17 protein-coding genes are annotated in these 23521 nt (G+C 74.0%); 9 read left to right on the top strand and 8 right to left on the bottom strand.

The genetic code is table 11. The annotated features are described in order from the left end of the window. Positions 1 to 46: 46 nt before the first annotated feature. On the top strand, positions 47 to 496 hold the full coding sequence (locus tag IE316_RS16380; RefSeq protein ID WP_190205056.1) for a metallopeptidase family protein: 450 nt from the start codon (positions 47 to 49) through the stop codon (positions 494 to 496). A 112-nt stretch (positions 497 to 608) separates the two neighbouring features. Here the strand turns inward: IE316_RS16380 and IE316_RS16375 are convergent, their stop codons facing one another. From IE316_RS16375 to IE316_RS16365, 3 genes are all read right to left on the bottom strand, one after another. Next, positions 609 to 2078 (bottom strand): DUF5719 family protein, encoded by a 1470-nt coding sequence (locus IE316_RS16375; protein ID WP_190205055.1) that lies wholly within the window; start codon positions 2076 to 2078, stop codon positions 609 to 611. Beyond that, on the bottom strand, positions 2075 to 5761 hold the full coding sequence (locus IE316_RS16370) for a glycosyltransferase family 2 protein (protein ID WP_190205054.1): 3687 nt from the start codon (positions 5759 to 5761) through the stop codon (positions 2075 to 2077). The genes IE316_RS16375 and IE316_RS16370 overlap by 4 nt, the downstream gene beginning before the upstream one ends. Before the next feature lie 252 nt (positions 5762 to 6013). Beyond that, positions 6014 to 6277: a WhiB family transcriptional regulator gene (locus IE316_RS16365; RefSeq protein WP_010034659.1), complete on the bottom strand. Its 264-nt coding sequence runs from the start codon at positions 6275 to 6277 to the stop codon at positions 6014 to 6016. 674 nt (positions 6278 to 6951) lie between these two features. Here IE316_RS16365 and IE316_RS16360 point away from each other — a divergent pair. From IE316_RS16360 to IE316_RS16345, 4 genes are all read left to right on the top strand, one after another. After that, a complete protein-coding gene (locus tag IE316_RS16360) occupies positions 6952 to 7443 on the top strand; it encodes a cysteine dioxygenase (protein WP_190205053.1) in 492 nt (163 codons plus the stop codon). Between the two features lie 98 nt (positions 7444 to 7541). Continuing rightward, positions 7542 to 8501, top strand: coding sequence for a 2-phospho-L-lactate transferase (cofD, locus tag IE316_RS16355; protein WP_190205052.1), 960 nt, complete (start codon positions 7542 to 7544; stop codon positions 8499 to 8501). Continuing rightward, the gene (locus IE316_RS16350; RefSeq protein ID WP_190205051.1) at positions 8498 to 9799 is read left to right on the top strand and encodes a coenzyme F420-0:L-glutamate ligase; all 1302 of its coding nucleotides are present in this window, start codon (positions 8498 to 8500) and stop codon (positions 9797 to 9799) included. Before cofD ends, IE316_RS16350 begins: the two co-directional genes overlap by 4 nt. Before the next feature lie 67 nt (positions 9800 to 9866). Continuing rightward, positions 9867 to 10859, top strand: coding sequence for a DNA-3-methyladenine glycosylase family protein (locus IE316_RS16345; RefSeq protein ID WP_190205050.1), 993 nt, complete (start codon positions 9867 to 9869; stop codon positions 10857 to 10859). 379 nt (positions 10860 to 11238) lie between these two features. Here the strand turns inward: IE316_RS16345 and manB are convergent, their stop codons facing one another. Together manB and IE316_RS16335 are read right to left on the bottom strand one after the other, a co-directional pair. Beyond that, positions 11239 to 12321: a mannose-1-phosphate guanylyltransferase gene (gene manB / locus IE316_RS16340; protein ID WP_190205049.1), complete on the bottom strand. Its 1083-nt coding sequence runs from the start codon at positions 12319 to 12321 to the stop codon at positions 11239 to 11241. Positions 12322 to 12420: 99 nt separating this feature from the next. After that, complete coding sequence (locus IE316_RS16335; RefSeq protein ID WP_190205048.1) at positions 12421 to 13725, bottom strand: peptidoglycan recognition protein family protein; 1305 nt, start codon at positions 13723 to 13725, stop codon at positions 12421 to 12423. Between the two features lie 150 nt (positions 13726 to 13875). Between IE316_RS16335 and IE316_RS16330 the strand changes: the two genes are divergently transcribed. From IE316_RS16330 to IE316_RS16315, 4 genes are all read left to right on the top strand, one after another. Beyond that, on the top strand, positions 13876 to 14637 hold the full coding sequence (locus IE316_RS16330) for a TIGR03089 family protein (protein ID WP_190205047.1): 762 nt from the start codon (positions 13876 to 13878) through the stop codon (positions 14635 to 14637). A gap of 213 nt (positions 14638 to 14850) precedes the next feature. After that, a complete protein-coding gene (locus IE316_RS16325; RefSeq protein ID WP_190205046.1) occupies positions 14851 to 16110 on the top strand; it encodes an LCP family protein in 1260 nt (419 codons plus the stop codon). Positions 16111 to 16350: 240 nt separating this feature from the next. Further along, the gene (locus tag IE316_RS16320) at positions 16351 to 18081 is read left to right on the top strand and encodes an LCP family protein (protein WP_190205045.1); all 1731 of its coding nucleotides are present in this window, start codon (positions 16351 to 16353) and stop codon (positions 18079 to 18081) included. Positions 18082 to 18341: 260 nt separating this feature from the next. Beyond that, the gene (locus IE316_RS16315) at positions 18342 to 19988 is read left to right on the top strand and encodes an LCP family protein (protein ID WP_190205044.1); all 1647 of its coding nucleotides are present in this window, start codon (positions 18342 to 18344) and stop codon (positions 19986 to 19988) included. Positions 19989 to 20031: 43 nt separating this feature from the next. Here the strand turns inward: IE316_RS16315 and IE316_RS16310 are convergent, their stop codons facing one another. Genes IE316_RS16310 through IE316_RS16300 form a run of 3 tightly spaced genes read right to left on the bottom strand, consistent with a single transcriptional unit; the run spans position 20032 to position 23344 of the window. Then, on the bottom strand, positions 20032 to 21300 hold the full coding sequence (locus tag IE316_RS16310) for an ABC transporter permease (RefSeq protein WP_373311212.1): 1269 nt from the start codon (positions 21298 to 21300) through the stop codon (positions 20032 to 20034). After that, complete coding sequence (locus tag IE316_RS16305) at positions 21297 to 21968, bottom strand: ABC transporter ATP-binding protein (protein ID WP_190205103.1); 672 nt, start codon at positions 21966 to 21968, stop codon at positions 21297 to 21299. The genes IE316_RS16310 and IE316_RS16305 overlap by 4 nt, the downstream gene beginning before the upstream one ends. A gap of 26 nt (positions 21969 to 21994) precedes the next feature. After that, positions 21995 to 23344: a peptidoglycan-binding protein gene (locus tag IE316_RS16300; RefSeq protein WP_190205043.1), complete on the bottom strand. Its 1350-nt coding sequence runs from the start codon at positions 23342 to 23344 to the stop codon at positions 21995 to 21997. Positions 23345 to 23521: the final 177 nt, after the last annotated feature.

Here is a 23521-nt window from a genome sequence, read left to right as displayed (position 1 = left end):
GCGGAGCCCGGCGCGCGGACCCGGCGGGGACTACCCTTCACCAGTGATGGACAAGCCTGTGACGCCCCGTGCCGCCGCCCCCGGCCCCCGCCGCCGTGACCGCCACGGCCGGGGCATGCGCGGCCCGATCGCACCCCCGCAGGTACCGCTCGCCGCCAGCCGTGCCGAGGTCTTCGCCGACCTGGTGCAGGACTCCGTGGAGCAACTGGAGCGGCGGTGGCCGCAGCTCGCCGACATCGATTTCCTCGTCCTGGAGGTGCCGCGCCTGGACGGTGCCGGCGATCCCTGGAGCGACGAGCCGGTCCCGCTCGGCGGCACGGTGCCCTCGCGGGACGGCCGCCGCGCGCGCGTGGTGGTGTACCGGCGGCCGGTCGAGATCCGCACCAAGGGGCGCGACGAGCGGGCCGCCCTGGTGCACGAGGTCGTGGTCGAGCAGGTCGCGGACCTGCTGGGGCTGACACCGGAGACCGTCGACCCCCGGTACGGCGAGGACTGACCGGCGCCTCACTCCTCGGAACGGCGGGGACTGAACCGGCCGCTCACTCCTCGCTGCGGCGAGCACTCGACCGGCCCCTCACCTCTCGCTGCGGCAAGGACTGACCCGCAGCTCACTCCTGGACGACCGACAGGTCCTCCTCCGCCTCCGGTACCGCCACCGTGCCCCGGTCGTCGGGGAGGGTCTGCACGGTGAACGCCGGGACGCCGTCCTTGGCCGCCCGCAGCGTCCGGGCGGCGTAGACCGGGCCGCCGGAGACCGGCTCGACCGTCAGGGCGTACAGGCCCTTCAGTCCGGCGGGGACGGGGGCCTCGACGGCCTGGGTGGTGCCCGCCTTGAGGGTGTACGTCTTCGTGACCGCCGTACCGCCCTCGCTGCCCGCCGACGCCGTGACCTTCACCCGGGCGGCGCCCCGGGGGGCGGCCAGGGAGAGGGTGGTGTCCTTGGCGGTCCGGTTGCCGGCCGCCGTCGCGCGGGTGCCGACCGGGGCGGTGGCCGGGATGAACGCCGTCTCCTGGTCGGTGTCCTTGCCGCGCACCACGCGGAGCGCCGCCACCACCGGCACGGACCGGCCGGTCGGGGTCAGCAGCAGCGAACCGGCGTCGCCCCGGGTGACGTCGGCGAGGTCGACGGCCGTGGTCATGCCCGCCTTCACGTGCACCGTCTCGTGCCCGGCGGGGGTGATCGCCCCGGACGGCGAGGCGAGCCGCACCTTCAGGTCGGCGTCCGTGTCACCGGGCGTGAACAGCACCAGGCGTACGGCCAGGGCGTCCTCGGGGATGCCCGGCAGCACCAGGCTGCCCGCCGGGTCGGCGGAGGCGGCCAGCCAGTCGCCGCCGGCCTTGTCGTCCAGGGCCTGGACGGCGGCGCCGACCCGGCCGCTGCGCACGGTGACGTGGACGGTGAGGTCGTCCTCCTCGGTGTCGCCGAGGGTGGACAGCAGGAGCGCCTCGCTGGTGTGCGGCTTGACGGTGACGCCCTCCCCGGCCGTCGACTTCAGGGCGCCGTCCTTGCCGTACAGCTCGACGTCGACCACGGCGGCGGAGTCGTCGGGGTTGGTCAGGTGCACGTAGTCGGTGCGGCCGGCGGCCGTGCTGGCGCCCGGGAACCAGAACTCCGTGTCGGGCGCCGTGCAGGCGACGCCCAGCAGCCCGCGCCCGGCGCCGGCGGCGACCTCGGTGGTCTCCTGCACGGTCCAGCCCGGCGCGGCCCCGCCCTCCGCCGTGCCGACCAGCGCGGGCGTGTCCCCGCCGGAGCTGTCCCCGGTGGCGGGCGTGCCGGGCGCCGCGGGCTTCAGTACGGGCTCGCCGTCCTTCTCGGCGGCCGGCCCGGCCGGGACGAGCCCCGCCGTCCCGCCGCTCCCGGCGCCCTTGGTGACGGGCGTGAACGAGGTGTACGCGGTCTCGGCGAGGTCGGAGGTGCTCGGCGCCGGGCAGAGCAGGCTGGTGCGCTCCACGGGCAGCTCGGCGGCGCTGCGGGCGGCGCCGGCGCCGGTGGCGTCCGGGGAGGACACCACCGCGAACCCGGTGACGGCGGCGAGCGCGGCCACGCCGGCGAAGAGGGACAGGGTGGTGCGGTTCACTGCTGGCTCCCGTCGGGACGCTCACTGCCGGTGCCGTGGGGGTGGTCCGGGTCGTACGGGGTGCCGTAGGCGCCCTCGTAGGTCCCCTGGCCGTACGCCTGGTCGTAGCCGTTCCCGTACGCCTGGCCGTAGCCCTGGTCGTACGCCTGGGTACCGGTCTGGCCCTGGGGGTCGTAGGCGTACGGGTCGTACTGGCCGCCCTGGTACGGGTCGTCCGGGTACGCCTGCGGGCCGGGGCCGCCGGTCGGCGCGTACTGCTGCTGCGGGTCGCCGTAGGGGTCGTAACCGTCCGGGCGGTGCGCCGCCGGTGCCCAGTCGTCGTAGGACTGCTGGCGCGGGAGGACGACCGGCGTCTCCTCGGGCGGCGCGGGCGGGAACTCCGCGCCGGGTTCGGGGGTTTCGGCCTCGGCCTCGGCCTGGGCGCGCAGGCGGCGGGCCCGGCGGCCCTCGCCGGCGGCGGGTTCGGCCGGGGCGGCGGGCTCCTCGGGGAGGTCGTCGTCGACGTCGCGGCGGCGGCCGGGCAGGGCGAGGACGACGAGGACGACGGCGAGCAGGCCCTGGGCCCACAGCCAGGCGGTGTGGGTGAACGGCTCGTCGTAGGTGACGTCGAGCCGTCCGCCGGCGGCGGGCAGTTCGAAGCCCTGGGCCCAGCCGTCGACCGTGGTGCGGGTGAGCGGCTTGCCGTCCAGGGTGGCGGTCCAGCCCGGGTCGGCGGTGTCGGCGAGGCGCAGCACCCGGCCGTCGCGGCCGGCCGGGACGGTGGTGTGGATCTCGACGGGTCCGGCGGCGACCGGCTGGGGCTCGCCCGGCCCGGCGACAATGCTCGCGCGGGCGACCTCCCGGTCGACGCGCCACAGGCCGCTGCCGTCCTGCTGGCTGAGCCGGCTCAGGCCGGGGGTGGCGTCCAGGACCCGGGTGATCTCCCGGGGGGCGCCCGGGTGCACCAGGACGTAGCGCACGGCGAAGCCGCCGAGCTGGTCGGCCTGGTCGGCGCCGGACCCGGCGACGAGGTTGGCGACGACCTTCTCCAGCCTGGTGTTCACACCGTCGGCGGCGGCCGCCTCCGCGTCGCCGAGCCGGACGCCGGAGCCGCGGACCAGCAGGTAGCGGACGTGGGCGGCGGAGTCGGAGTCGAGGACGAGGGTGCGGGCCTGGTCGCGGCCGCCGCTCTCCTCGGCGACGAACGCGGGCACCTGCACGGACGCGCGCCGCTCCAGCGGGCCGTCGGCGCCGCCGATCATCCAGCTCACGGCGGCCACCAGCGGCCCGACGGCGGCGGCGAGGGCGATCAGCGCGGCGACCGGCTGGCGCCAGCCGAAGCTCTGCTCGGCCACGCGCGCGCGTGCCCCGTCGGCGCCGAGCGCGGCGGCGGCCAGCAGGGCGATGCCGTAGACGAGGGTGGCGGGGCCGGCCCAGGCGGAGCCGTTGGAGAGCACGGCGAGGACGAGGCCCAGCAGGGCGACCGTCCAGGCCGTCCGGATTCCCAACTGACGCTCGGAGCGCAGCAGGGCGGCGAGCGCGGCCAGGACGAGGCCGATGAGCAGCAGGCCGCCGGCCGCGCCGGGGCCGCCGGGGCTGATGCCGAGCAGATCGAGGGCGGAGGCGGCGGAGGCGCCGTACTCCAGGCCGGCCTCCTGGAAGAAGCCGGACGGCAGGAGCGTCAGCGACCAGGGGGCGAGCAGCAGCATCGGGGTGCCGAGCTGGGCCAGGAAACGCGGGCCGTAGGCGGCGAGGTCGCGGCGCCGCAGGGCCAGCACGCCGAGGCCGAGGAGCAGCGCGAGCGGCCAGACCACCGGCGTGAAGGCGGTGGCGACGGTCAGCAGCAGGGCGTACGCCCAGGTGGCCCGCCAACTGCCGCGGGCGCCGGACGGCTGGGTCAGGCCGGCCGCGGCGGCGCCCGCGCGGGCGAGCAGCGGCAGCAGGACGGCGAGGACGGCGGTGCCGATCCGGCCGCCGGCCAGGGCGCCGGTCACGGCGGGCAGGAAGGCGTAGGCGACGGCCGCCCAGGCGCGCAGCAGCCGGGACGGGACCAGCGGCCGGGAGGCGAAGTACGCGGTGAGGCCGGCCAGCGGTACGGAGCCGACCAGCAGGACGGTGACGGCGAGGCCGGCCGAGCCGAGCAGCACCGAGGCGAGCACGGCGACGATCGCCAGGTAGGGCGGGGCGGAGCCGGTGCCGCCGGCGCCGACCGTGTGCCAGGCGTCCGTGTACCGCGACCACAGCGCGCCGGCGCCGTCCGGGGCGGGCAGCAGCGCGCCGCCGGACAGGACGCCGCCGCCGAACAGGGCGCGGCAGGCGGTCAGCGAGACGAGCAGCAGCACCAGGAAGAGCACCGGGCCGGGCTTGCGGGCGACGCGCTTGAGGCGGGCGAACTGCTCGACCTCCAGGAACTCGGCGTCGTCGCCGCCGGGGCCGGACTCTACGGCGCCGCCGTGCCGGCCGGCGCCCGCGGCCGTCTCCGCGTCGGAGCCGCCCAGCAGGCTGCCCGCGGCCTGCTCGACGGTGGCGCGCAGGGTGGCGCCGGGCGGCGGGAACAGGGCGCGCAGTTCGGCCTTGTCGATCTGGGGACGGCCTCTGACGCGCCGTCCGGCGAGGATCTTCTCGGGGCGCAGCACCACGCCGAGCAGGCCGCGGATCTCGTCGAGGGCCTGTCCGGGGACCTTGCCGACGAGGTAGGCGAAGGTGCGCAGCACGGTGCCGAGCAGGATGCGGAACAGCACCCAGGGCAGCGCGGCGGTGCGGGTGTTGACGAGCAGGGTGTGCACGGCGCCGGCCTTGTCGACGCGGTGCGGGGAGGCGGTGGTGCGGCCGGCGCAGTCGACGGTGCGGCGCTCGCGCGAGGCGGCCTCGGCGTGCCGGACGACGGCCTCGGGGGCGACCAGGACGCGGTGGCCGGCCGCGTGGGCGCGCCAGCACAGGTCGATGTCGTCGCGCATCAGGGGCAGGCGGCGGTCGAAGCCGCCGAGCCGCTCGAAGACGTCGCGGCGGACCAGCATGCCGGCGGTGGAGACCGCCAGTACGGAGCGGACGTGGTCGTGCTGGCCCTGGTCCTGCTCGCGGCGGTCCAGGCCGGTCCAGCGGCGGCCGGAGTGGGCGATGGAGACGCCGACCTCCAGCAGTTGCCGGCGGTCGTACCAGCCGCGGAGCTTGGGGCCGACGACGGCGACGTCCTCGCGGCCGAGTCCGTACTCGGTGTCGACGACCCGCAGCAACTGGGCGAGGGCGTCGGGCTCGGGGGCGCAGTCGTCGTGCAGCAGCCACAGCCAGTGCACGGGTTCGCCGTGCGGCAGGTCGGGCAGGTCGTAGGCGTCGTCGCGCCAGGTGCGCGTGACGGGGTCCCAGCCGCTGGGCCGCTTCAGGTACGGCAGGTCGTCGGGGGTGAGGACGGGCGCGGTGCGGGCGGCCTCCTCGACGGCCTGGCCGAAGCCGGTGCGCCGGGCGAGGTGCAGCACCCGGTCGTCGCCGAGGGCCTCGGTGACCAGTCGGGCGGAGTCGTCGGCGCTGCCGGTGTCGGCGGCGACGGCGTACTGCACGGGGCGTTCCTGGCCGAGGAGTCCGGCGAGCGCGTCGGGGAGCCAGCGGGCGCCGTCGTGGGAGACGAGGACCGCGGTCACCACATGACGCGGGAACTCTGGTGCGACAGCGCTGTCGTGATGGGCTGCCGGGTGGCTGTGCACGGACATCGAGGTACGGGCCCCGGTTCGGTGGACTGCGGTGGACGCCGGTGCCGGTGCGGTCGGCGGGGCGTCTCGGACGAGCGACCACACTATCGGCTGGGCACAGATGCGGCCCGCCGCCTGTGGACAACCCACCCGCGACGGGCCGTTCATGACCCTTTGCCCGTGTCTTCGTGACCCCTTGCCCGTACGGATGTACGGATGCGGCCGCCGGGTACGCGCGGACGCGGCCGGCGCCTGGGGCGCTGCGGCGCCCCGTCAGACGGCGGCCTTCTTCAGGCGGCGGCGCTCCCGCTCGGACAGGCCGCCCCAGATGCCGAAGCGCTCGTCGTTGGCGAGGGCGTATTCGAGGCACTCGGAGCGGACCTCGCAGGCGAGGCAGACCTTCTTGGCCTCCCGGGTGGAACCGCCCTTCTCGGGGAAGAAGGACTCGGGGTCGGTCTGGGCGCACAGTGCGCGCTCCTGCCAGCCGAGTTCCTCGTCCGCGTCGTCGACCAGCAGTTGCTGCACCGTCTCGGTCATGTGCGCCCCTCGTCTGTCTTCGCGTCCCCGTGATGTAGCCGTTACCGATCCCGGCTGAACGACACGAGTGAAATTACAAGTGTGCTGCTCCGGGCGAGTCAAGCCGAGATCTGCTATTGGGCCCCTTATTCACTCTGCGGAACCAAGGCCAAGCGGAAAGTGTTCAAATCGTCCTAAACCTTGACACACCGAAGAGGCCCGCGCGGGGTCACGAACCGCACAGAGGCTGTACGGAAAAGGACGCCGCGAGGTTCGATCTCGTTCCGGCACGCCCGCCGAAGCGGCCCTGATCACATTCGGATCACGGGATCGCAACGGTGGTCGTGCGCCCGGCTTGTGCCGCATGTGTCCCGGAACCCCACTGAGCAAACCTTTCATCTAAGCGAAGAACCGGAAGAGGTGAAACATGTCCCACATTTCGGGCGTCGAGTTGACAGTGCAGGTGTGAACCGCTGTCCTTGTGGGCATGCTCGCGAACTCGGCATCCACCTCGACCCGCACCGCCGGGTCCCACGGTGCTGCCCGCGCTCGCTGTAGCTGTCGCTGTTCCGGCTGTTGAGCCACGCCCGCTCCGGCCCTCCCCCGGGTCCACCCGACCCGGCAGCTTCCTCCTCCCGCCCCACCAGGGCGCCGCCGTCCTCCCGCACTCTTCCGCCGAGGAACCACCGCACCCCATGAACAGCGACAGCGACCTGCAGATCGCCGGCGACATCCTCGAAGTCCCGCACCTCCTCCAGCCACCGCGCGAGCACCCGGCCACCGTCGCCGAGTTCGCCGGACTGGCCCGCTCCATCGCCGCCGACCGGCCGCACTGGGAGCCCCTCGTCCGCTACGACGCCGTCTCGCGCTGGTACCACAGGCTGCGCACCGGACCCGGCTACGAGGTGTGGCTGCTGTCCTGGGTGCCCGGCCAGGGCAGCGGGCGCCACGACCACGGCCCGTCCTCCGGGGTGCTGACCGTCCTGGACGGCACCCTCACCGAGCGCACGGCACGCGGCACGCGCGCGTGGGGGCCCGGTTCCCAGCGGGTGTTCGCCCCGGGCTATGTGCACGAGGTGGTCAACGAGACGCTGGAGCCGGCGGTCAGCCTGCACGTGTACTACCCGGGCCTCACCGAGATGCCGATGCACACCGCCGCCCGGTGCACGGCCGTGCCGGCCGGCTGACGCACCGGCAACCGCCGACGCGGCTGACGCGTCGACATCCGGCTCACGCATCGGCGACTGGCTGACGCGCTGTCGTACCCGCCTGCAAGACTGGGGCCATGCGCATTGTGGTTCTGGCAGGCGGCATCGGTGGTGCCCGGTTCCTGCGCGGTCTGAAGCGGACCGCGCCGGACGCGGAGATCACGGTCATCGGCAACACCGGGGACGACATCCACCTCTTCGGGCTGAAGGTCTGCCCGGACCTCGACACGGTGATGTACACGCTCGGCGGCGGCATCAACGAGGAGCAGGGCTGGGGACGGGCCGACGAGACCTTCCACCTCAAGGAGGAACTCGCGGCGTACGGCGCCGGACCCGAGTGGTTCGGGCTCGGCGACCGGGACTTCGCCACGCACATCGTGCGGACGCAGATGATCGCGGCCGGTTATCCGCTGAGCGCGGTGACCGAGGCGCTCTGCGACCGCTGGCAGCCCGGGGTCCGGCTCATCCCGATGACCGACGACCGCGTGGAGACGCACGTGGCCGTGGAGCTCGACGGCGAGCGCAAGGCGATCCACTTCCAGGAGTACTGGGTGAAGCTGCGCGCCTCGGTGCCCGCCCAGGCGGTGGTGCCGGTCGGCGCCGAGCAGGCCAAGCCGGCGCCCGGCGTCCTGGAGGCCATCGCCGAGGCGGACGTCATCCTCTTCCCGCCGTCCAACCCGGTCGTCTCCGTCGGCACCATCCTCGCCGTGCCCGGCATCCGCGAGGCGATCGCCGACGCCGGGGTGCCGGTGGTCGGTCTCTCCCCCATCGTCGGCGACGCGCCGGTGCGCGGGATGGCCGACAAGGTGCTCGCCGCGGTCGGCGTGGAGTCCACCGCCGCGGCGGTCGCCGAGCACTACGGCTCGGGACTGCTCGACGGCTGGCTGGTCGACACCGTCGACGCGGACGCCGTCACGCGCGTGAAGGCGGCCGGCATCCTGTGCAAGGCCGTCCCCCTGATGATGACCGACGTCGACGCCGCCGCGACGATGGCCCGGGAGGCGCTGGCGCTGGCCGAGGAGGTGCGGAGCGCTTGAGCGGGGAGGGTTACCGGGTCTGGGCGGTGCCCGGACTGCCGGAGGTGCAGCGGGGCGACGACCTCGCCAAGCTGATCGCCGCCGCCGAGCCGGGGCTGGCCGACGGGGACGTGGTCCTCGTCACCTCCAAGATCGTGTCCAAGGCCGAGGGCCGGGTGGTCCGGGCCGCCGACCGGGAGGCCGCGATCGACGCGGAGACGGTACGGGTGGTCGCCCGGCGCGGCGCGCTGCGCATCGTCGAGAACCGCCAGGGCCTGGTCATGGCCGCGGCCGGCGTCGACGCCTCCAACACGCCCGCCGGGACGGTGCTGCTCCTGCCCGAGGACCCGGACGCCTCCGCGCGGGCCGTCCGGGACGGGCTGCGCGACGTGCTCGGCGTCCGGGTCGGCGTGATCGTCACCGACACCTCCGGCAGACCCTGGCGGGCCGGCCTCACCGACGTGGCGATCGGTGCGGCCGGCGTCCGCGTCCTGGACGACCTGCGCGGCGGCACGGACGCGTACGGCAATCCACTCAGCGCCACCGTCGTCGCCACCGCCGACGAGCTGGCCGCCGCGGGCGACCTGGTCAAGGGCAAGGCCGCCGGGCTGCCGGTCGCCGTGGTGCGCGGGCTGCCGCACGTGGTCGCCGGGGACGACGCCGAGGGCGCCCGCGCCCTGGTGCGCGGCGCCCGCGACGACATGTTCCGCCTCGGCACCTCCGAGGCGGTACGGCAGGCGGTGACCCAGCGCCGTACCGTACGGGCGTTCACGGACGAGCCGGTCGACCCGGGCGCGGTCCGCCGGGCGGTGGCCGCGGCGGTCACCGCGCCGGCCCCGCACCACACCACGCCGTGGCGGTTCGTGCTGCTGGAGTCGCCCGAGGTGCGGACCCGGCTGCTGGACGCGATGCGGGACGCCTGGATCGCCGATCTGCGGCGGGACGGCCGGTCCGAGGAGGCGATCGCCAAGCGGGTCCGGCGCGGGGACGTACTGCGCGACGCGCCCTACCTGGTCGTGCCCTGCCTCGTCATGGACGGCTCGCACACGTACGGCGACGCCCGGCGGGACGGGGCCGAGCGGGAGATGTTCGTGGTCGCCGCCGGGGCGGGCGTGCAGAACCTGCTCGTCGCGCTGGCCGGGGAGCGGCTGGGATCGGCGTGGGTGTCCTCGACGATGTTCTGCCGGGACGTGGTCCGCGAGGTGCTGGGGCTGCCCGCCGACTGGGACCCGATGGGGGCGGTCGCGGTCGGGCACCCGGCCGAGGAGCCCCGGCCGCGGCCCGCGCGGAACCCGGAGGGCTTCATCGAGGTGCGGTGACGGGCGTCGGCGAGGCTCTACCCTCGTAGAGACCTCTCTTCTCCCTACCGTCCCAGGGGCTTCTCTCGTGGCAGGACGTTACGCACCGCGGCCCACGCCCGCGACGGCGCTCGCCGGCGTGCCGCGGCCCCGGCGTGCCGCCGCGCCCGGCAAGGTCCGCACCTGGGTGCCGGACGGGCCGCTCGACCTGGGGCTGGTGCTGGGGCCGCTGCGGCGGGGGCCCGGCGATCCCACGTTCCGGGCGATGCCGGACGGGTCGGTGTGGCGGGCCAGTCTGACGCCGCTCGGGCCCGGGACGCTGCGGATCTCCGCGCGCGGGGGCGAGGTGCGGGGCGAGGCGTGGGGGCCCGGGGCGGAGTGGCTGCTGGAGTGGCTGCCGCAGATGCTGGGCGCCGATGACGACCCGTCCGCGTTCGTGCCGCGGCACCGGCTGCTGGCGGTGACCGCGCACCGGCGGCCGGGGCTGCGGCTGGGGCGGACCGGGCTGGTTCTGGAGTCGCTGATCCCGTCGGTGCTGGAGCAGAAGGTCACGACGGTCGAGGCGTACCAGGCGTGGCGGATGCTCGTACGGAAGTTCGGGGAGCCCGCGCCGGGGCCGGTGCCGGGGCCCGGCGGGATGTGGGTGATGCCCTCGGCGCGGACCTGGGCGCTGATCCCGTCCTGGGAGTGGCACCGGGCCGGGGTCGACGACAAGCGGGCGGCCACGGTGCTGCGCGCGGTGCGGGTCGCCGCGCGGATGGAGGAGGCGGCGGCGATGGAGCCCGCCGCGGCGCGGGCCCGGCTGGAGGTCGTGCCGGGGGTGGGGCCGTGGACCTCGGCGGAGGTCGTGCAACGCAGCCATGGGGCGGCGGACGAGGTGACGGTGGGGGACCTGCATCTGCCGGGGATCGTGGGGTTCGTGCTGGGCGGGGACCGGGATGCGGACGACGCGGAGATGCTGCGGCTGCTGGAGCCGTATGCGGGGCAGCGGCATCGGGCGGCGCGGTTGGTGTTGCTGAGTGGGCGGGGGCCGGGGCGGCGGGGGCCGCGGATGACGCGGGGGGATATCGGGCGGTTGTGACGTCGGCGTCTCGGGGTTCGCGGTGTGGCGCGGGGTCGGGAGCGTGGGTCGGGGCTGCGGCTCGGGGGCGGGAGCGCGGGTTGGGGTTCGACGTGGGCCGGCGTTGTGGCTGGGGGTCGGGAGCGCGGCCCGGCGTGGCGGGGTGCCGCCGCGCCCACCCGTGCCGCCCCAGCGGCACGACTGCCCGCGGTGGGGCGGCGTGGCTGCCCGCGGTGGGGCGGGGCGACTGCGCGCGGTTGGGCGGGGTGGCTGCCCGCGGTGGGGCGGGCGACTGCGCGCGGTGGGGCGGGGTGACTGCCCGCGGTGGGGCGGGGTGGCTGCCCGCGCCCGCCCGTGCCGCCCCAGCGGCGTGGGTGCGCGCGGTGGGGCGGGGGGGGCGTCACTGGTCGGAGGAGAAGCGGACCGCTGAGGCCGGGATGTGGGTGTGGGGCCAGATGCGGATGCCGGTGCGGAGTTCGTTGTCGGGGCCGATGACCGCCCCGTCCCCGATGACCGTGCCGGTGAGGACGGAGCGGGTGCCGACGCGGGCCTCGGTGCCGATGAGGGAGTCGGTGATGACCGCGCCGGGCTCGATCACCGCGCCCGGCAGGATCGCGCTGCCGAAGATCCGCGCGCCCTCGGCGACGAACGCCCCTTCCCCCACCACCGTCCCGCCGGCCAGCTTGGCGTCGCCCGCGACCGTCGCCGTCGGCAGGATCAGTCGGTCGCCGCAGCGGCCGGGCACCGCCGGGGACGGGGCGCGGCCGAGGACGAGGTCGGCGGAGCCGCGGACGAAGGCGGCCGGGGTGCCCAGGTCGAGCCAGTAGGTGGAGTCGACCATGCCCTGGAGGTGGGCGCCGGAGGCGAGCAGCTCGGGAAAGGTCTCGCGTTCGACGGAGACCGGGCGGCCGGCCGGGACGGTGTCGATGACCGAGCGGCGGAAGACGTACGCTCCCGCGTTGATCTGGTCGGTGACGATCTCCTCGGGGGTCCCCGGCTTCTCCAGGAAGGCGAGGACGCGGCCGGTGCCGTCCGTGGGGACCAGGCCGTACGCCCGGGGGTCGGACACCTTGGTCAGGTGCAGGGTGACATCGGCGCCGGTCGACGCGTGGGTGGCCACCAGCGCGCGGATGTCCAGGCCGGTCAGGATGTCGCCGTTGAAGACGAGGACCGGGTCGTCCGGGCCGGAGCGGAGCCGGGAGGCCGCGTTGCGGATGGCGCCGCCGGTGCCGAGGGGCTCCTCCTCGGTGACGTACTCGATGCTCAGCCCCATGGCCGAGCCGTCGCCGAAGTACGGCTCGAAGACCTCGGCCAGATAGCTCGTCGCCAGCACGATGTGCTCGACGCCCGCCGCCCGGGCCCGCGCGAGCTGGTGGGTGAGGAAGGGGACCCCCGCCGCCCTGACCATCGGCTTGGGCGTGTACACCGTGAGCGGGCGCAGCCGCGTGCCCTTGCCGCCGACCAGGAGGATCGCTTCTGTCACCTGTCGTCTCTGCTTCCTGCCGGGACCGGCCGAACTGTCTTTCGGCCGGCCAGTGTACGCAGACCGTACGACGCGCCTTCGGTGACCGTGGGGTGCGGCTCAGCGGCCCTGGTAGCGGGCCGCGGTCTTGCGGGCGGTGCCGAGTTTGGCGTAGAGCTTCTTGCCCGGGCACTCCGTGGCGAAGCCGTCGCGGTGACCGGAGATGACGTTCAGTCGCACATTCTTGCCTTTCCGGTAGAGGTTGCCACCGCCGGAGGTCAGATACGTCTTGCCGCGCGGGTTCACGCCGTAGAGGCCGAGCTTCCAGGCCGTCAGCCGGGCGATGGCCTTCACCGCGGCGGAGGACGGCTTCTTCGAGGTGTACGTGCCGAGGACGGCGATGCCCATGCTGTTGGAGTTGAAGCCGAGGGTGTGGGCGCCGAGGACCGCGCGCTGCACGCCGCCGGCCCGGCCCTCGTAGATCCTCCCGCACTTGTCGATGAGGAAGTTGTAGCCGATGTCCCGCCAGCCCAGGCTGCGCACGTGGTAGCGGTAGATGCCGCGGATCACCGAAGGGGCCTGTGCGCAGCGGTAGTTGTTGCCGGTGGCGGAGTGGTGCACGAAGGCCGCCTTGACCTTCTTGGTGTACCGGAAGCCTCTCTCGCGCAGGCTCTCGTCCGCGCCCCAGTTGCCGCGCGTGACGATGGCGGGCCGGGGGCCTACGTACCGCCCGGCCCGCCGGTCGGCGGCGCCCGCCGCGGGGGACTCGGCGTACTCCTCGGTCCGCGGGGCGGCGGTGCCGGGGTCGACGAGTTCCAGGCGCAGGCCCTCGGGGAGGGGAGCGGACCTGGGGCCGGTGCCGCCGGCCGCCGCGCGGACCCGGGCCTCCACTCCGTCGGAGTCGCCGACCCACAGGGGGGCGGTGGCGCCGCGGACCCGGCCGGGGGCGCGTTCGGCGGTGTCCGGGTCGGCGCCGTGCTCGGCGTAATGGGCCTCCAGGTCCTGCCAGGGGGACCAGGTGCCGGTCCCGGTGGTGCGGGTGCGGACCTGGACGCGGCCGTGCAGCTCGGTGTCCGGGTCGTCCCAGACGACGCCGACCAGGGAGAACCGCTGTACGGAACGGCGGGTGACGCCCTGTTCGGCGGGCCCGGACGGGCCCGGGGTGGCGACGCGGTCGCGGGCGAGGGGGCGCAGCGGGAGCGACTGGGTGCCGCCGGGGGTGTACGGCCCGGCGGCGACCGGGCCGCGGACGGCGGCCGTCGGAGGGCCGGCCGCCGGAGGGGCGGCCGCCGGAGGGGCGGCCGCCGGAGGGCCGGCCGCCGGAGGGCCGGCCGCCGGAGGGGCGGCGGCCGCGGGCGGGACGAGGGGGAGGGCGAGGGCGGCCGCGCAGGTGATGCCGATCGAGGAAGCAAGGTATCCACGCATGCCCTCGATCCTGGACATGAACGTATAAACCTGTCCATTTGGAACTGACGGGCGCGCCCGGCGCGTTGGTCCGTTCCGGTGGTGCCGCGGTGGCCGGAAGCGGGGCCGCCGGCTCGGTGCGGGCGGGCCCGGCGGCGTACCCTTGCGCGGGTGAACGCGACCGATCGCACCCCTGCCGACCTGCTGAGTTCCGCGCTCGCCGCGGACCCGGGACGCCCCCTGGTGACCTTCTACGACGATGCCACGGGCGAACGCGTCGAACTGTCCGTGGCCACCTTCGCCAATTGGGTGGCCAAGACCGCGAACCTGCTCCAGGACGAGCTGTCGGTGGAGCCCGGCGACCGGGTGGCGCTGCTGCTGCCCGCGCACTGGCAGACGGCGGTGTGGCTGCTGGCCTGTGCGTCGGTGGGCGCCGTCGCCGACCTGGGCGGTGACGCGGCGGCGGCGGACGTGGCCGTGAGCGGGCCGGAGCCGGAGTCGCTGGCGGCGGCGCGGGCGTGCTCCGGGGCGCGGGTGGCGCTGGCGCTGCGGCCGCTCGGGGGGCGGTTCCCGCAGGTGCCGGAGGGGTTCGTCGACTACGCGGTGGAGGTGCCGGGGCAGGGCGACCGGTTCGTGCCGTACGCGCCGGTGGACCCGGAGGGGGCCGCGCTGATCGTGGCCGGGCGGGAGTTCAGCGGCGCGGAGGTGGTGGAGCGGGCCCGGGCGGAGGCGGCGGAGCTGGGGCTGACGGGGCCGGGGGCGCGGGTGCTGTCCGGGCTGCCGTACGACACCTGGGAGGGGCTCAGCGCCGGGCTGTACGGGCCGCTGGCCAGCGGGGGGTCGGTGGTGCTGTGCCGGAACCTGGGCCTGCTGGCGGCGGACGCGGTGGACCGGCGGATCGAGGCGGAGCGGGTCACGGTGGTGGCCCGGTAGGTCCCGCCGGCCGGTGACGGGCCCCCGCTCGGCCCGCCCCGATCCCCGGCCCGCCCCGATCCCTCCGCACCGGCCTCCACCCGGCCCAGCCCGCCCTCCGGCCGATGACCTTCCCCCCGTTCGGCCCACCCCCACCCCGCCCTTCCCCCGCGTCCGGGTCATGGTCGTAGGGAGGAGGAGGTGGGTGTCGCGGGTGGAGGCCGGTGGGGAGAGGTGAGCGGTGCCGGGAAGGGTGCGCCCGGGCCGGGTACCGGGGCGTCCGCGACCGGGCGCGGAACGGGCCGGCGCCGGCGGCGGCGGTGGGTGCGGCGGGCCGCGCTGGCGGTGGCCGTCGCCGCGGTGGGCGCCGCGGGCATCGGGTGGACGGTCTACACCAAGCTGAACGGCAACATCACGGCCGACGAGGCGGCGGCGGCCGAACTCGCCCGGTACGAGCGGGAGCGCCCCACCGCGCTGGTCCGGGGCGCGCAGAACATCCTGGTGATCGGCTCGGACTCGCGGGCCGGCGCGGACAACGCCCGCTACGGCCGGGACCCGGGGACCGAGCGGTCGGACACCGCGATCCTGCTGCACCTGTCGGCGGGCCGGCACCGCGCCACCGCCGTGTCGCTGCCCCGGGACCTGATGGTGCGCGTACCCGGGTGCCGCCGGCCGGACGGGACGCGCTCACAACCGGCGTTCACGATGTTCAACTACGCCTTCGAGGTGGGCGGTTCGGCGTGTTCCATCCGTACCGTCGAGAAGCTGACCGGCATCCGGATCGACCACCACGTGGTCGTCGACTTCCACGGCTTCAAGCGGGTCGTGGACGCCGTCGACGGCGTGGAGGTGTGCCTGCGCCGGCCGGTCGCCGACAAGGCGGCCAAGCTGAACCTGCCCGCCGGCCGGGTCACCCTGAACGGGGAGCAGGCGCTCGGTTACGTACGCGCCCGCAAGTCGCTCGGCGACGGCAGCGACACCGAGCGGATGGAACGGCAGCAGCGGTTCCTGGGGGCGCTCGTCAACAAGGTGCGCGGCAATGACGTCCTGCTGAACCCGGTGAAGCTGTATCCCGTTCTGAACGCGGCCACGTCCTCCCTCACCACCGATCCGGGCCTGGCGAGTCTGCGCGATCTGTACGCACTGGTGCGCGGGCTGCGCGACATTCCCACCGAACGCGTGCAATTCCTGACCGTGCCCCGGGAGGCATGGGCCGGGAACCCGAATCGGGACCAACTCAAGGAACCCGATGCCCGGGAACTCTTCGCCCGGCTGCGGACGGACGAGCCGGTGGCGGTCGGCGGGAGTGCACCACGGCGGTCCGATGAGAAAAGCGGACCGGAAGGCGCCCCCGGTATCCCACCGTCCGACTACGGGGCGTACGGCGACGGCGACGCTTCGTCGAATGAAAGGAGATCCGTCGAGCACACGAACGATGTCTCCCCGGAGCCCACGTTCCGCGGGAACACGGCGGCCGAGAAGTCGTGCGAGTAAAGCCGAATCCAAGGCAGCGCAACAGACCAAAACTTCATTCAAGAATATGGGCGGATTGCCCCGTTGTAGGGGCGTGTAATGCCTCACGGGTGTACCTAACGGCGGAACCAGGCGGCTAGTGTGGGCCACCCGGTGTGTCCGGCCACGAAGTTCGACCCCCTGGGCCAGGCACCCTGAGACCAAGATTCGAGCGCCGTGGGGGGAAGGCGCCGCGTGCCCCGACGGAGGATTCGGACAACCGTGGACGCGCAAGGCCGTGGGCGGGCCAACGACATCGATCCCGCAGACCAGTGGGTGCTCAATCCGCACACCGGTGAATACGAACTGCGACCGCCTGCTCCCGCTCCGAAATCGCCGACGGTCCCCGGGCCACGCGCGGCCGGAGAGGAAGAACGACCGGCACGCGACTCCCGGCGCCGTGGCCAGTCGTCGCGCACCCCGGAGAATCCTCCTCCCTCCCGCAGGCGCCGCACCGCGGCGGAAGCCCCGCCGCCCGGACGGCGCCGTCGTGAACCGGTCAAGAAGAAGTCGAAGGCCAAACGGGCCGTGCTCTGGACCGGCGGCACCATGGCGTTCGTCGTACTGGTCGGGGCCGGGGTCGGCTACGTCTATCTCAAGCACCTCGAAGGCAATGTCACCACGACCGACATCGGCAGCGCGGGCAAGAGCAGCTTCAGCAAGGACGAGGCGTTCAACATCCTGCTCCTGGGCACCGACAAGCGCACCGGAGCGGGCAACGAGGGCTACGGCGACAAGGGCAGCAGCGGGCACGCGGACACCACGATCCTCTTGCACGTCTCGAAGGACCGGACGAACGCCACCGCGCTGAGCATCCCGCGGGACCTGATCGTGGACATCCCGGACTGCCCGACGAAGCAGGCGGACGGCTCCACGAAGGTGATCCCCGGCCTGACCCATGTGCGCTTCAACCGGAGCCTGGGCGAGAGCGGACGGGACCCGGGCTGCACCATGCGTACGATCAAGGAGAACACCGGCATCACCGTCGACCACTTCATGATGGCCGACTTCAATGCCGTCAAGACGCTGACCAGCGCGGTCGGCGGCGTTCCGGTCTGTCTGGAACACGCGGTGGACGACCCGGACTCCAAGCTCAAGCTGCCCGCGGGCGAGTCCACGATCGAGGGCGAGGAAGCCCTGGCGTTCGTCCGCACCCGGCACAGTTGGGGCAACCAGGGCGACCTGGACCGCATCAAGGTGCAGCAGCAGTTCATGGCCTCGCTGATGCGCAAGATGTCCTCCGGTGACACCCTGACCAGCCCCAGCAAACTGCTGAAGCTGGCCGAGGCGGCCACCAAGGCGCTCACCGTCGACACCGGCATCGGGAAGGTGAGCACGCTCAAGGACGTGGCCATGGAGCTGAAGAAGGTGCCGACGAAGAACATCACCTTCACCACGGTGCCCGTCCTGGACAACCCGGAGGAGACGGTCAAGGCCACGGTCGTCTTCAACGAGGCCAAGGCCCCCGCGGTGTTCGAGGCCATCCAGAACGACGTCTCCTTCACCGAGGTCAAGCAGCAGAAGAAGAAGGAGAAGGCCGCCGTCGCCGCGCGGCTGAAGGGCGCCAAGTCCGACGCCTCCGAGGTGCGGGTGCGCATCCTCAACGGCGGCGCCGACGCCGGTTCGGCCCAGACGACGCTGCGCTGGCTGCAGACCGAGGAAGGCGTCACCAAGTCCGAGAACGCGGGCAACGCACCGGAGGCCCTGAGCAAGACCACGCTCGAATACGCCCCCGAGCAGGCGGACCAGGCCCGCAGGCTCGCCGACATCATGGGGCTGTCCGGCTCCGCGATGAAGCCGGGCGAGAGCGTGGCCAACTCCCAGGGCCTGCCGACGATGACGCTGACCCTCGGCAAGGACTTCAAGGGGGCCGGGGTGCCGCTGACCGCTTCGTCGAAGGCGCCGGAGGTCGACAACAAGTCCACGGCGGACAAGGTGCAGTGCGCTAGCTGAACCGCTGTGCCGGGGATGCCCGGAACGACTGCCGGTCACCTGTCGGAGCGGGGCCCCGGTTCCGCGTCCGGCACCGCCGGGCCGGCACCCGCCCGGTCCCGGGGATACGACGTTGCCCACCGCTCCGGCGCAGGCGACGGAGCACTCGCTGTACGGCAACGCAAAAGTTCGGTGTGCCAGGTGACCTGGCGGGCCCGTCGCGCGTCTGAAGGTGCGACGGGCCCCGGTCGGCCCGGGCGCAGGGGTGGGGAGACAGAAAGATGACGCAGAGCAGTGCACCGCGCGAGGGGACTCGACCACGCATCCCCCGTGCCAAGGTGACCGGAGAAGGTGCCGGTCGGGGCGGGAGCGACGCCGGCCCTCCGGCGCCGGAGGAGGCCGGGACCGGGGGTGACGGCAGCAAGAGACGGCCGAGATCCCGGGCGCGCTCCGTCCTCCGTTGGTCGGCCCTCACCCTGTCGTGCGTGATGCTGGGCGCCGCCAGTGCCGGATACCTGTACTACCGGCACCTCAACGACAACATCAAGAAGGACGACCTGAGCCTCGGTGAGCACCGGGCCGCCAAGCCCACGCCGAACGCCGCGGGGCAGACGCCCCTGAACGTCCTCGTGATCGGCTCCGACAGCCGCAACACCGCGGAGAACCTCAGGCTCGGCGGGCACAAGGCGAGCGTGGGCGCCAAACCGCTGGCCGATGTGCAGATGCTCGTCCACCTCTCGGCCGACCGGAGCAACATCTCGGTGGTCAGCATGCCGCGCGACACCATGGTGGAGTTCCCCAAGTGCGTCGATCCGGACGACGACGAGGCGTACCCGGCGAGCACCAAGCTGATGATGACGAATCTGTCCTTGGGACGCGGGGGCCCCGGCTGCACGGTCGCCACCTGGGAACGCCTCACCGGTATCCGCATCGACCACTTCGTCCAGGTCGACTTCGCCGGCGTGGTCTCGATGGCCGATGCCATCGGCGGTGTCCCGGTCTGCGTGAAGGACAACGTCCACTCCCGGAACTACAAGGGCGAGGGCTCGGGTCTGCGGCTGGCCAAAGGCACCCACGCGGTCAAGGGCGAACAGGCCCTGCAGTGGCTGCGTACCCGATACGGCTTCGAGGACGGCACCGACCTGGCGCGCACCCACGCGCAGCACATGTACATGAACTCCATGGTGCGGGAGCTGCGCAAGAACGCGACGCTGACCAACCCCAACAAGCTGCGCCGGCTGGCCGAGACGGCGACCGAGGCGCTCACCGTGGACCCGGGGCTCGGTTCGGTGGGCGAGCTGTACGGCCTGATGCAGGAGATGCAGAAGGTTCCGACCGAGCGGATCACCATGACCACGATGCCCACCGAACCGTGGTCCCAGGACCGCAACCGTGTCGTCCCGAAGAGCGGCGACGCCGACAAGCTCTTCGCCATGGTCCGTGACGACCTGTCGCTGGACGGCAAGTCGTCGGGGCCCACCCCCTCGGCGGCCGGCACTGCGCCGGTGACCTCCTCGACCCCGACGGACCAGATCACGGTGCTGGTGCGCAACGGCACGGGCGCGGACGGCGGGACCACGGTGCCGCGGCGCGCGACGGACGTGGTGGCCGCGTTGCGGGACAAGGGATTCGACCGGGCCGCCGTGGACGCGGAGTACACGCCGCGACAGACGAGCGTCGTCCAGTTCCCGAGTGCGGATCTGGCGGACGAGGCCCGGTTCGTGGCCGCGGCCCTGGGGCTGCCGCCGACGTCCGTGCAGAGGTCGACCGACGTGTCGGGGGTCACGCTCGTCGTGGGCGCGGACTGGCGCAGCGGTGCGCTCTACCCCGCGGTCCGGGAAGGCGACAAGGCACCCCTGTCGGCGCGCCCGCTGAGCGGCGGCGACACCGACGCCTGCATGGACATCCAGGAGGGCTTCACCTGGTGACCCGGTGGCGGGGCTCCCCGGCGGGAACGGGCCGACGGCCGGATCAGCGGCGCAGTGCCTCGGCGGGCTGGATGCGGCTCGCACGCCACGCCGGGTAGAGCCCGGCCACGACGCCGGTGACCAGTCCTACGACGGGAGCGGCCAGGACGGTGACCGGGTGGATGACGGGCGTCCAGTCGCGGACGACCGCCATGGCGACCACGGTCACCGTGCCCAGGCTGGTGCCCACCAGGCCGCCCAGCGCGCCCAGCGCACCCGACTCGGCGAGGAACTGCACGGTGATGTGCCGCCCTCGTGCGCCCAGTGCCCGGCGCAGGCCGATCTCGCCGGTGCGCTCCAGGACCGCGACGAGTGTGGTGTTGGCGATGCCGACGGCACCGATCACCAGGCAGATCGCGGCGAGCAGCATGAAGAGCTGGTCGAGATCGGACGTGACGGTGGCCCGCAGGCTCCGGGGGTCCGGCGGCGGCACGACCTTGAAGTACTCGGGGTGGGCGGGGTCGAGCGCCAGGGCGACCCCGGAGGCTATCTGGCGGGCGGCGCCCAGCTCCGTGGCGATGAGCATCTTGGCGCGCTCGCCGCTCCGCGGGCCGCCCCAGATCCGCTCGGCCGTGGTGCGCGGCACCACCACCGACTGCAGCAGATCGGCTCTGCGCTCGACGTCCGCCACGATGCCGATGACGGTGAAGGCGCGATCGCCGACGAAGACCGCAGGGGCCGTCTCCAGCGTGGTGACGCCCAGCCGGTCGGCCAGCCCGGCCCCGATGACCGCCACGCTCTCGGCGCGCCGGTCGTGGTAGGCGTCGAACGTGCGCCCCTGGCTCAGCACCGGGTCGGCCGCGTCCAGCACGCCCGGTGACGCGGCGACGACCGCGGTGCGTTCGCCCTGCGCACCGCCGACCCCGGGCGGCGCGGACCGCACCAGGTCCTCGGGTCCGAGCCGCACCGGCCAGTAGACGCCCGCGCGCCGTACGCCGTGGAGCCGCTCGACGCGGCGGTCGGCGTCGGCCGGAAAGGCGTTCGCCAGGAACTCCGGCTGTGCTCCCCCGGTGTCCTCGACGGTCACCTCGGTGGCGGTGAGCGCGTTGAAGCGCGAGTCGATCTGGGAGGACGTGGTGGCGGTCAGGCCCAGTACGGCGACGAAGGTGCCGACGCCGAGTACCGTGCCCAGGGCGGTGAGCGCCGAGCGGGCCGGGCGCTGCAGGACGCCGGCCGCGGACTCGGAGAGCAGATCACGCAGGGCCAGGCGGGAGCGGTCGGCCCCGCTGTTCCGGCCGGCATCGCGACGCCGGCCGATAAGGGAGGTTCTCACGCGCTCCTCACCTGCTCGCTGAGCACCCCGTCCCGGATCGTCACGGTGCGCCGGCCACGGACGGCCACCTCCGGATCGTGGGTGATCACGACCAAGGTCATGCCGTCGGCGTGGAGTTCGTCCAGCAGTTCCAGGATCGACCCGGCCGTCGCGGTGTCCAGGTTGCCGGTCGGCTCGTCGCACAGCAGCAGCGAGGGACGGGCCACCAGTGCGCGGGCGATGGCGACCCGCTGGCGTTCACCGCCGGACAGGCGGGTGGGCAGCGCGTCGGCGCGGTGGGCGAGTCCGACCCGCTCCAGCGCTTCGCGAGCCCGCTCGGTACGGCCCCTGCGCGTCGTGGAGTTGTAGACCATGGCCAGCATCACGTTCTCGACGGCGGACCGGTGCGGCAGCAGGTGAAAGCTCTGGAACACGAACCCGATCCGCCGCCCCCGCAGACCGGTGCGGTCGGCGTCGGACAGCGTGGCGGTGTCGATGCCGTCGAGGAAGTACTGGCCCTCGGTGGGCGCGTCGAGCAGTCCCGCGATGTTGAGGAAGGTCGACTTGCCGGAGCCGGAGGGGCCGACGACCGTCAGGTACTCGCCCCTCGCGACGGCCAGCCGGCAGGGCTTGAGCGCGGCCACCGGGGGCGGGCCGGGGTAGGTCAGGCCCACCCCGCGGAAGTCCATGACCAGGGGGGGTGTCGGAGTGCCGGTCACCTGTTCACTCCCACGACGACCTTGTCGCCGTGGGCGAGCCGCGCGCCCTTGACGGGGGTGATCTCGGTGTAACCGTCGCCCGAGGTGCCGGGGCGGACCTCCACCCGGCGCCGCTCGCCGGAGCGCTCCAACACGGTGACCGTGGTGCGTGAGTCGGCGCCCGCGGAGATCGCCGAGACCGGGACGACCAGCACCTTGCGGCCCGTGGTCGCCGCCTCGACGGTCAGCCGTACGTCCTGTCCCGCCAGACGTGCCGGGAGCGCCGAGCCGGGCTTGACCAGCAGGGCGTATCCCTGGCCGGCGGCGGACGAGCCCTCCTGGCCGTCGTCCTCGGGCGCGCTCGGGGCGTCCGCGACCGAGGCGACCGTGCCGGTGGCCTCGTCGCCGTAGACCTCGGAGAGGACGGTGACCTTCTGTCCGGGCCGCACCAGGTCCTTCTCCTGCGCGCCGAGCGTGCCCTTGATCACCAGTCGGCCCGCGGAGACCGTGGCGAGTTTCTCGCCCGCCGCCCCGCCGACCTCGGCGCTCATGGCGTCGACGCGAGCGGGGAAACCGGTCAGGAAGACCACCTCGGAGGCGGGCACCATGGGGCCGGTCACCGCTTCGGCCTCCGCGAGCCGTGCCTCCGCGTCGGCCAGGTCCTCACGGGCGTACCGGACGGCTTCGGGGTCCTGCTCCTTCTTGCCGCCCTCGCGCCCGGAGCGGAGCAGCCCGTTGAGCTGACGCCGGGCCTCCTTGACCGCGTCCCGCGCCGCGCTCACGGGATCGGCACCGCCGTCGGCACCGGCCTGCACCGGCTCGTAACCGAGGGAGTCGTACAGGGAGGCGACGGCCTGCTTGGTGCCGGCGCCGTAGGTACCGGCGGCGTCGGATCCGGTCGAGTGGCCCAGCGACCGCAGCGCGTCCTGCAGTTGGCGCACGTCGTCGCCGTGGCTGCCCGGTTTCAGGTCGCGGTAGACCGGGAGGCTGCCGGGAAGGGCGAAGACGGGGCGTCCGGACACCTCCACCAGGACCTGGCCCGCCTTGAAGGTCTGCCCGGTGCGCGCCAGCACCTTGGTCACGACGGGGGCGCCGGTCCCCTCCCCGGCGGCGGGTGCGAGGTCGACCGTCTGCGAGGCGCTGACGACACCGCGGGTGACGACCGTATCGGACAGGACCCGCCGTTCCACGGGAGCGGTGAGCACATCGGGCGCGGGCGGACCGGCCTCCGCCGCCGCCTGGGCCGGAGACTTCACGAAGGTCGAGGTCCACAGGGCGGCACCGGCGAGGACCACCGCTCCGGCCGCCAGCGCGGCCACGGCCCGCTTGCGGCGCGCCAGTCCGGAGCGTGCCTGCGACTCCGCCATGTACTCCCCCAGGTCAGGCGACGATGCGCTCGACCTGCGCACACCGGTGCGCGCAAGTCCGCGTCAGAGGTGACCAGGCCGGATGACGGCCTGTCAAGTGGATTCCGGCCGCGGGCGTACCGGATGATCGTTTACCGGCCACCATGATCGTTTCTCGGCCATTACCGGATCTTGCCC

This window comes from Streptomyces fumanus (genome assembly GCF_014655295.1).
Lineage (GTDB): Bacteria > Actinomycetota > Actinomycetes > Streptomycetales > Streptomycetaceae > Streptomyces > Streptomyces fumanus.
The sequence above is the reverse complement of the archived record's forward strand: the minus strand, read 5'-3'. Positions and strand labels throughout refer to the sequence as shown.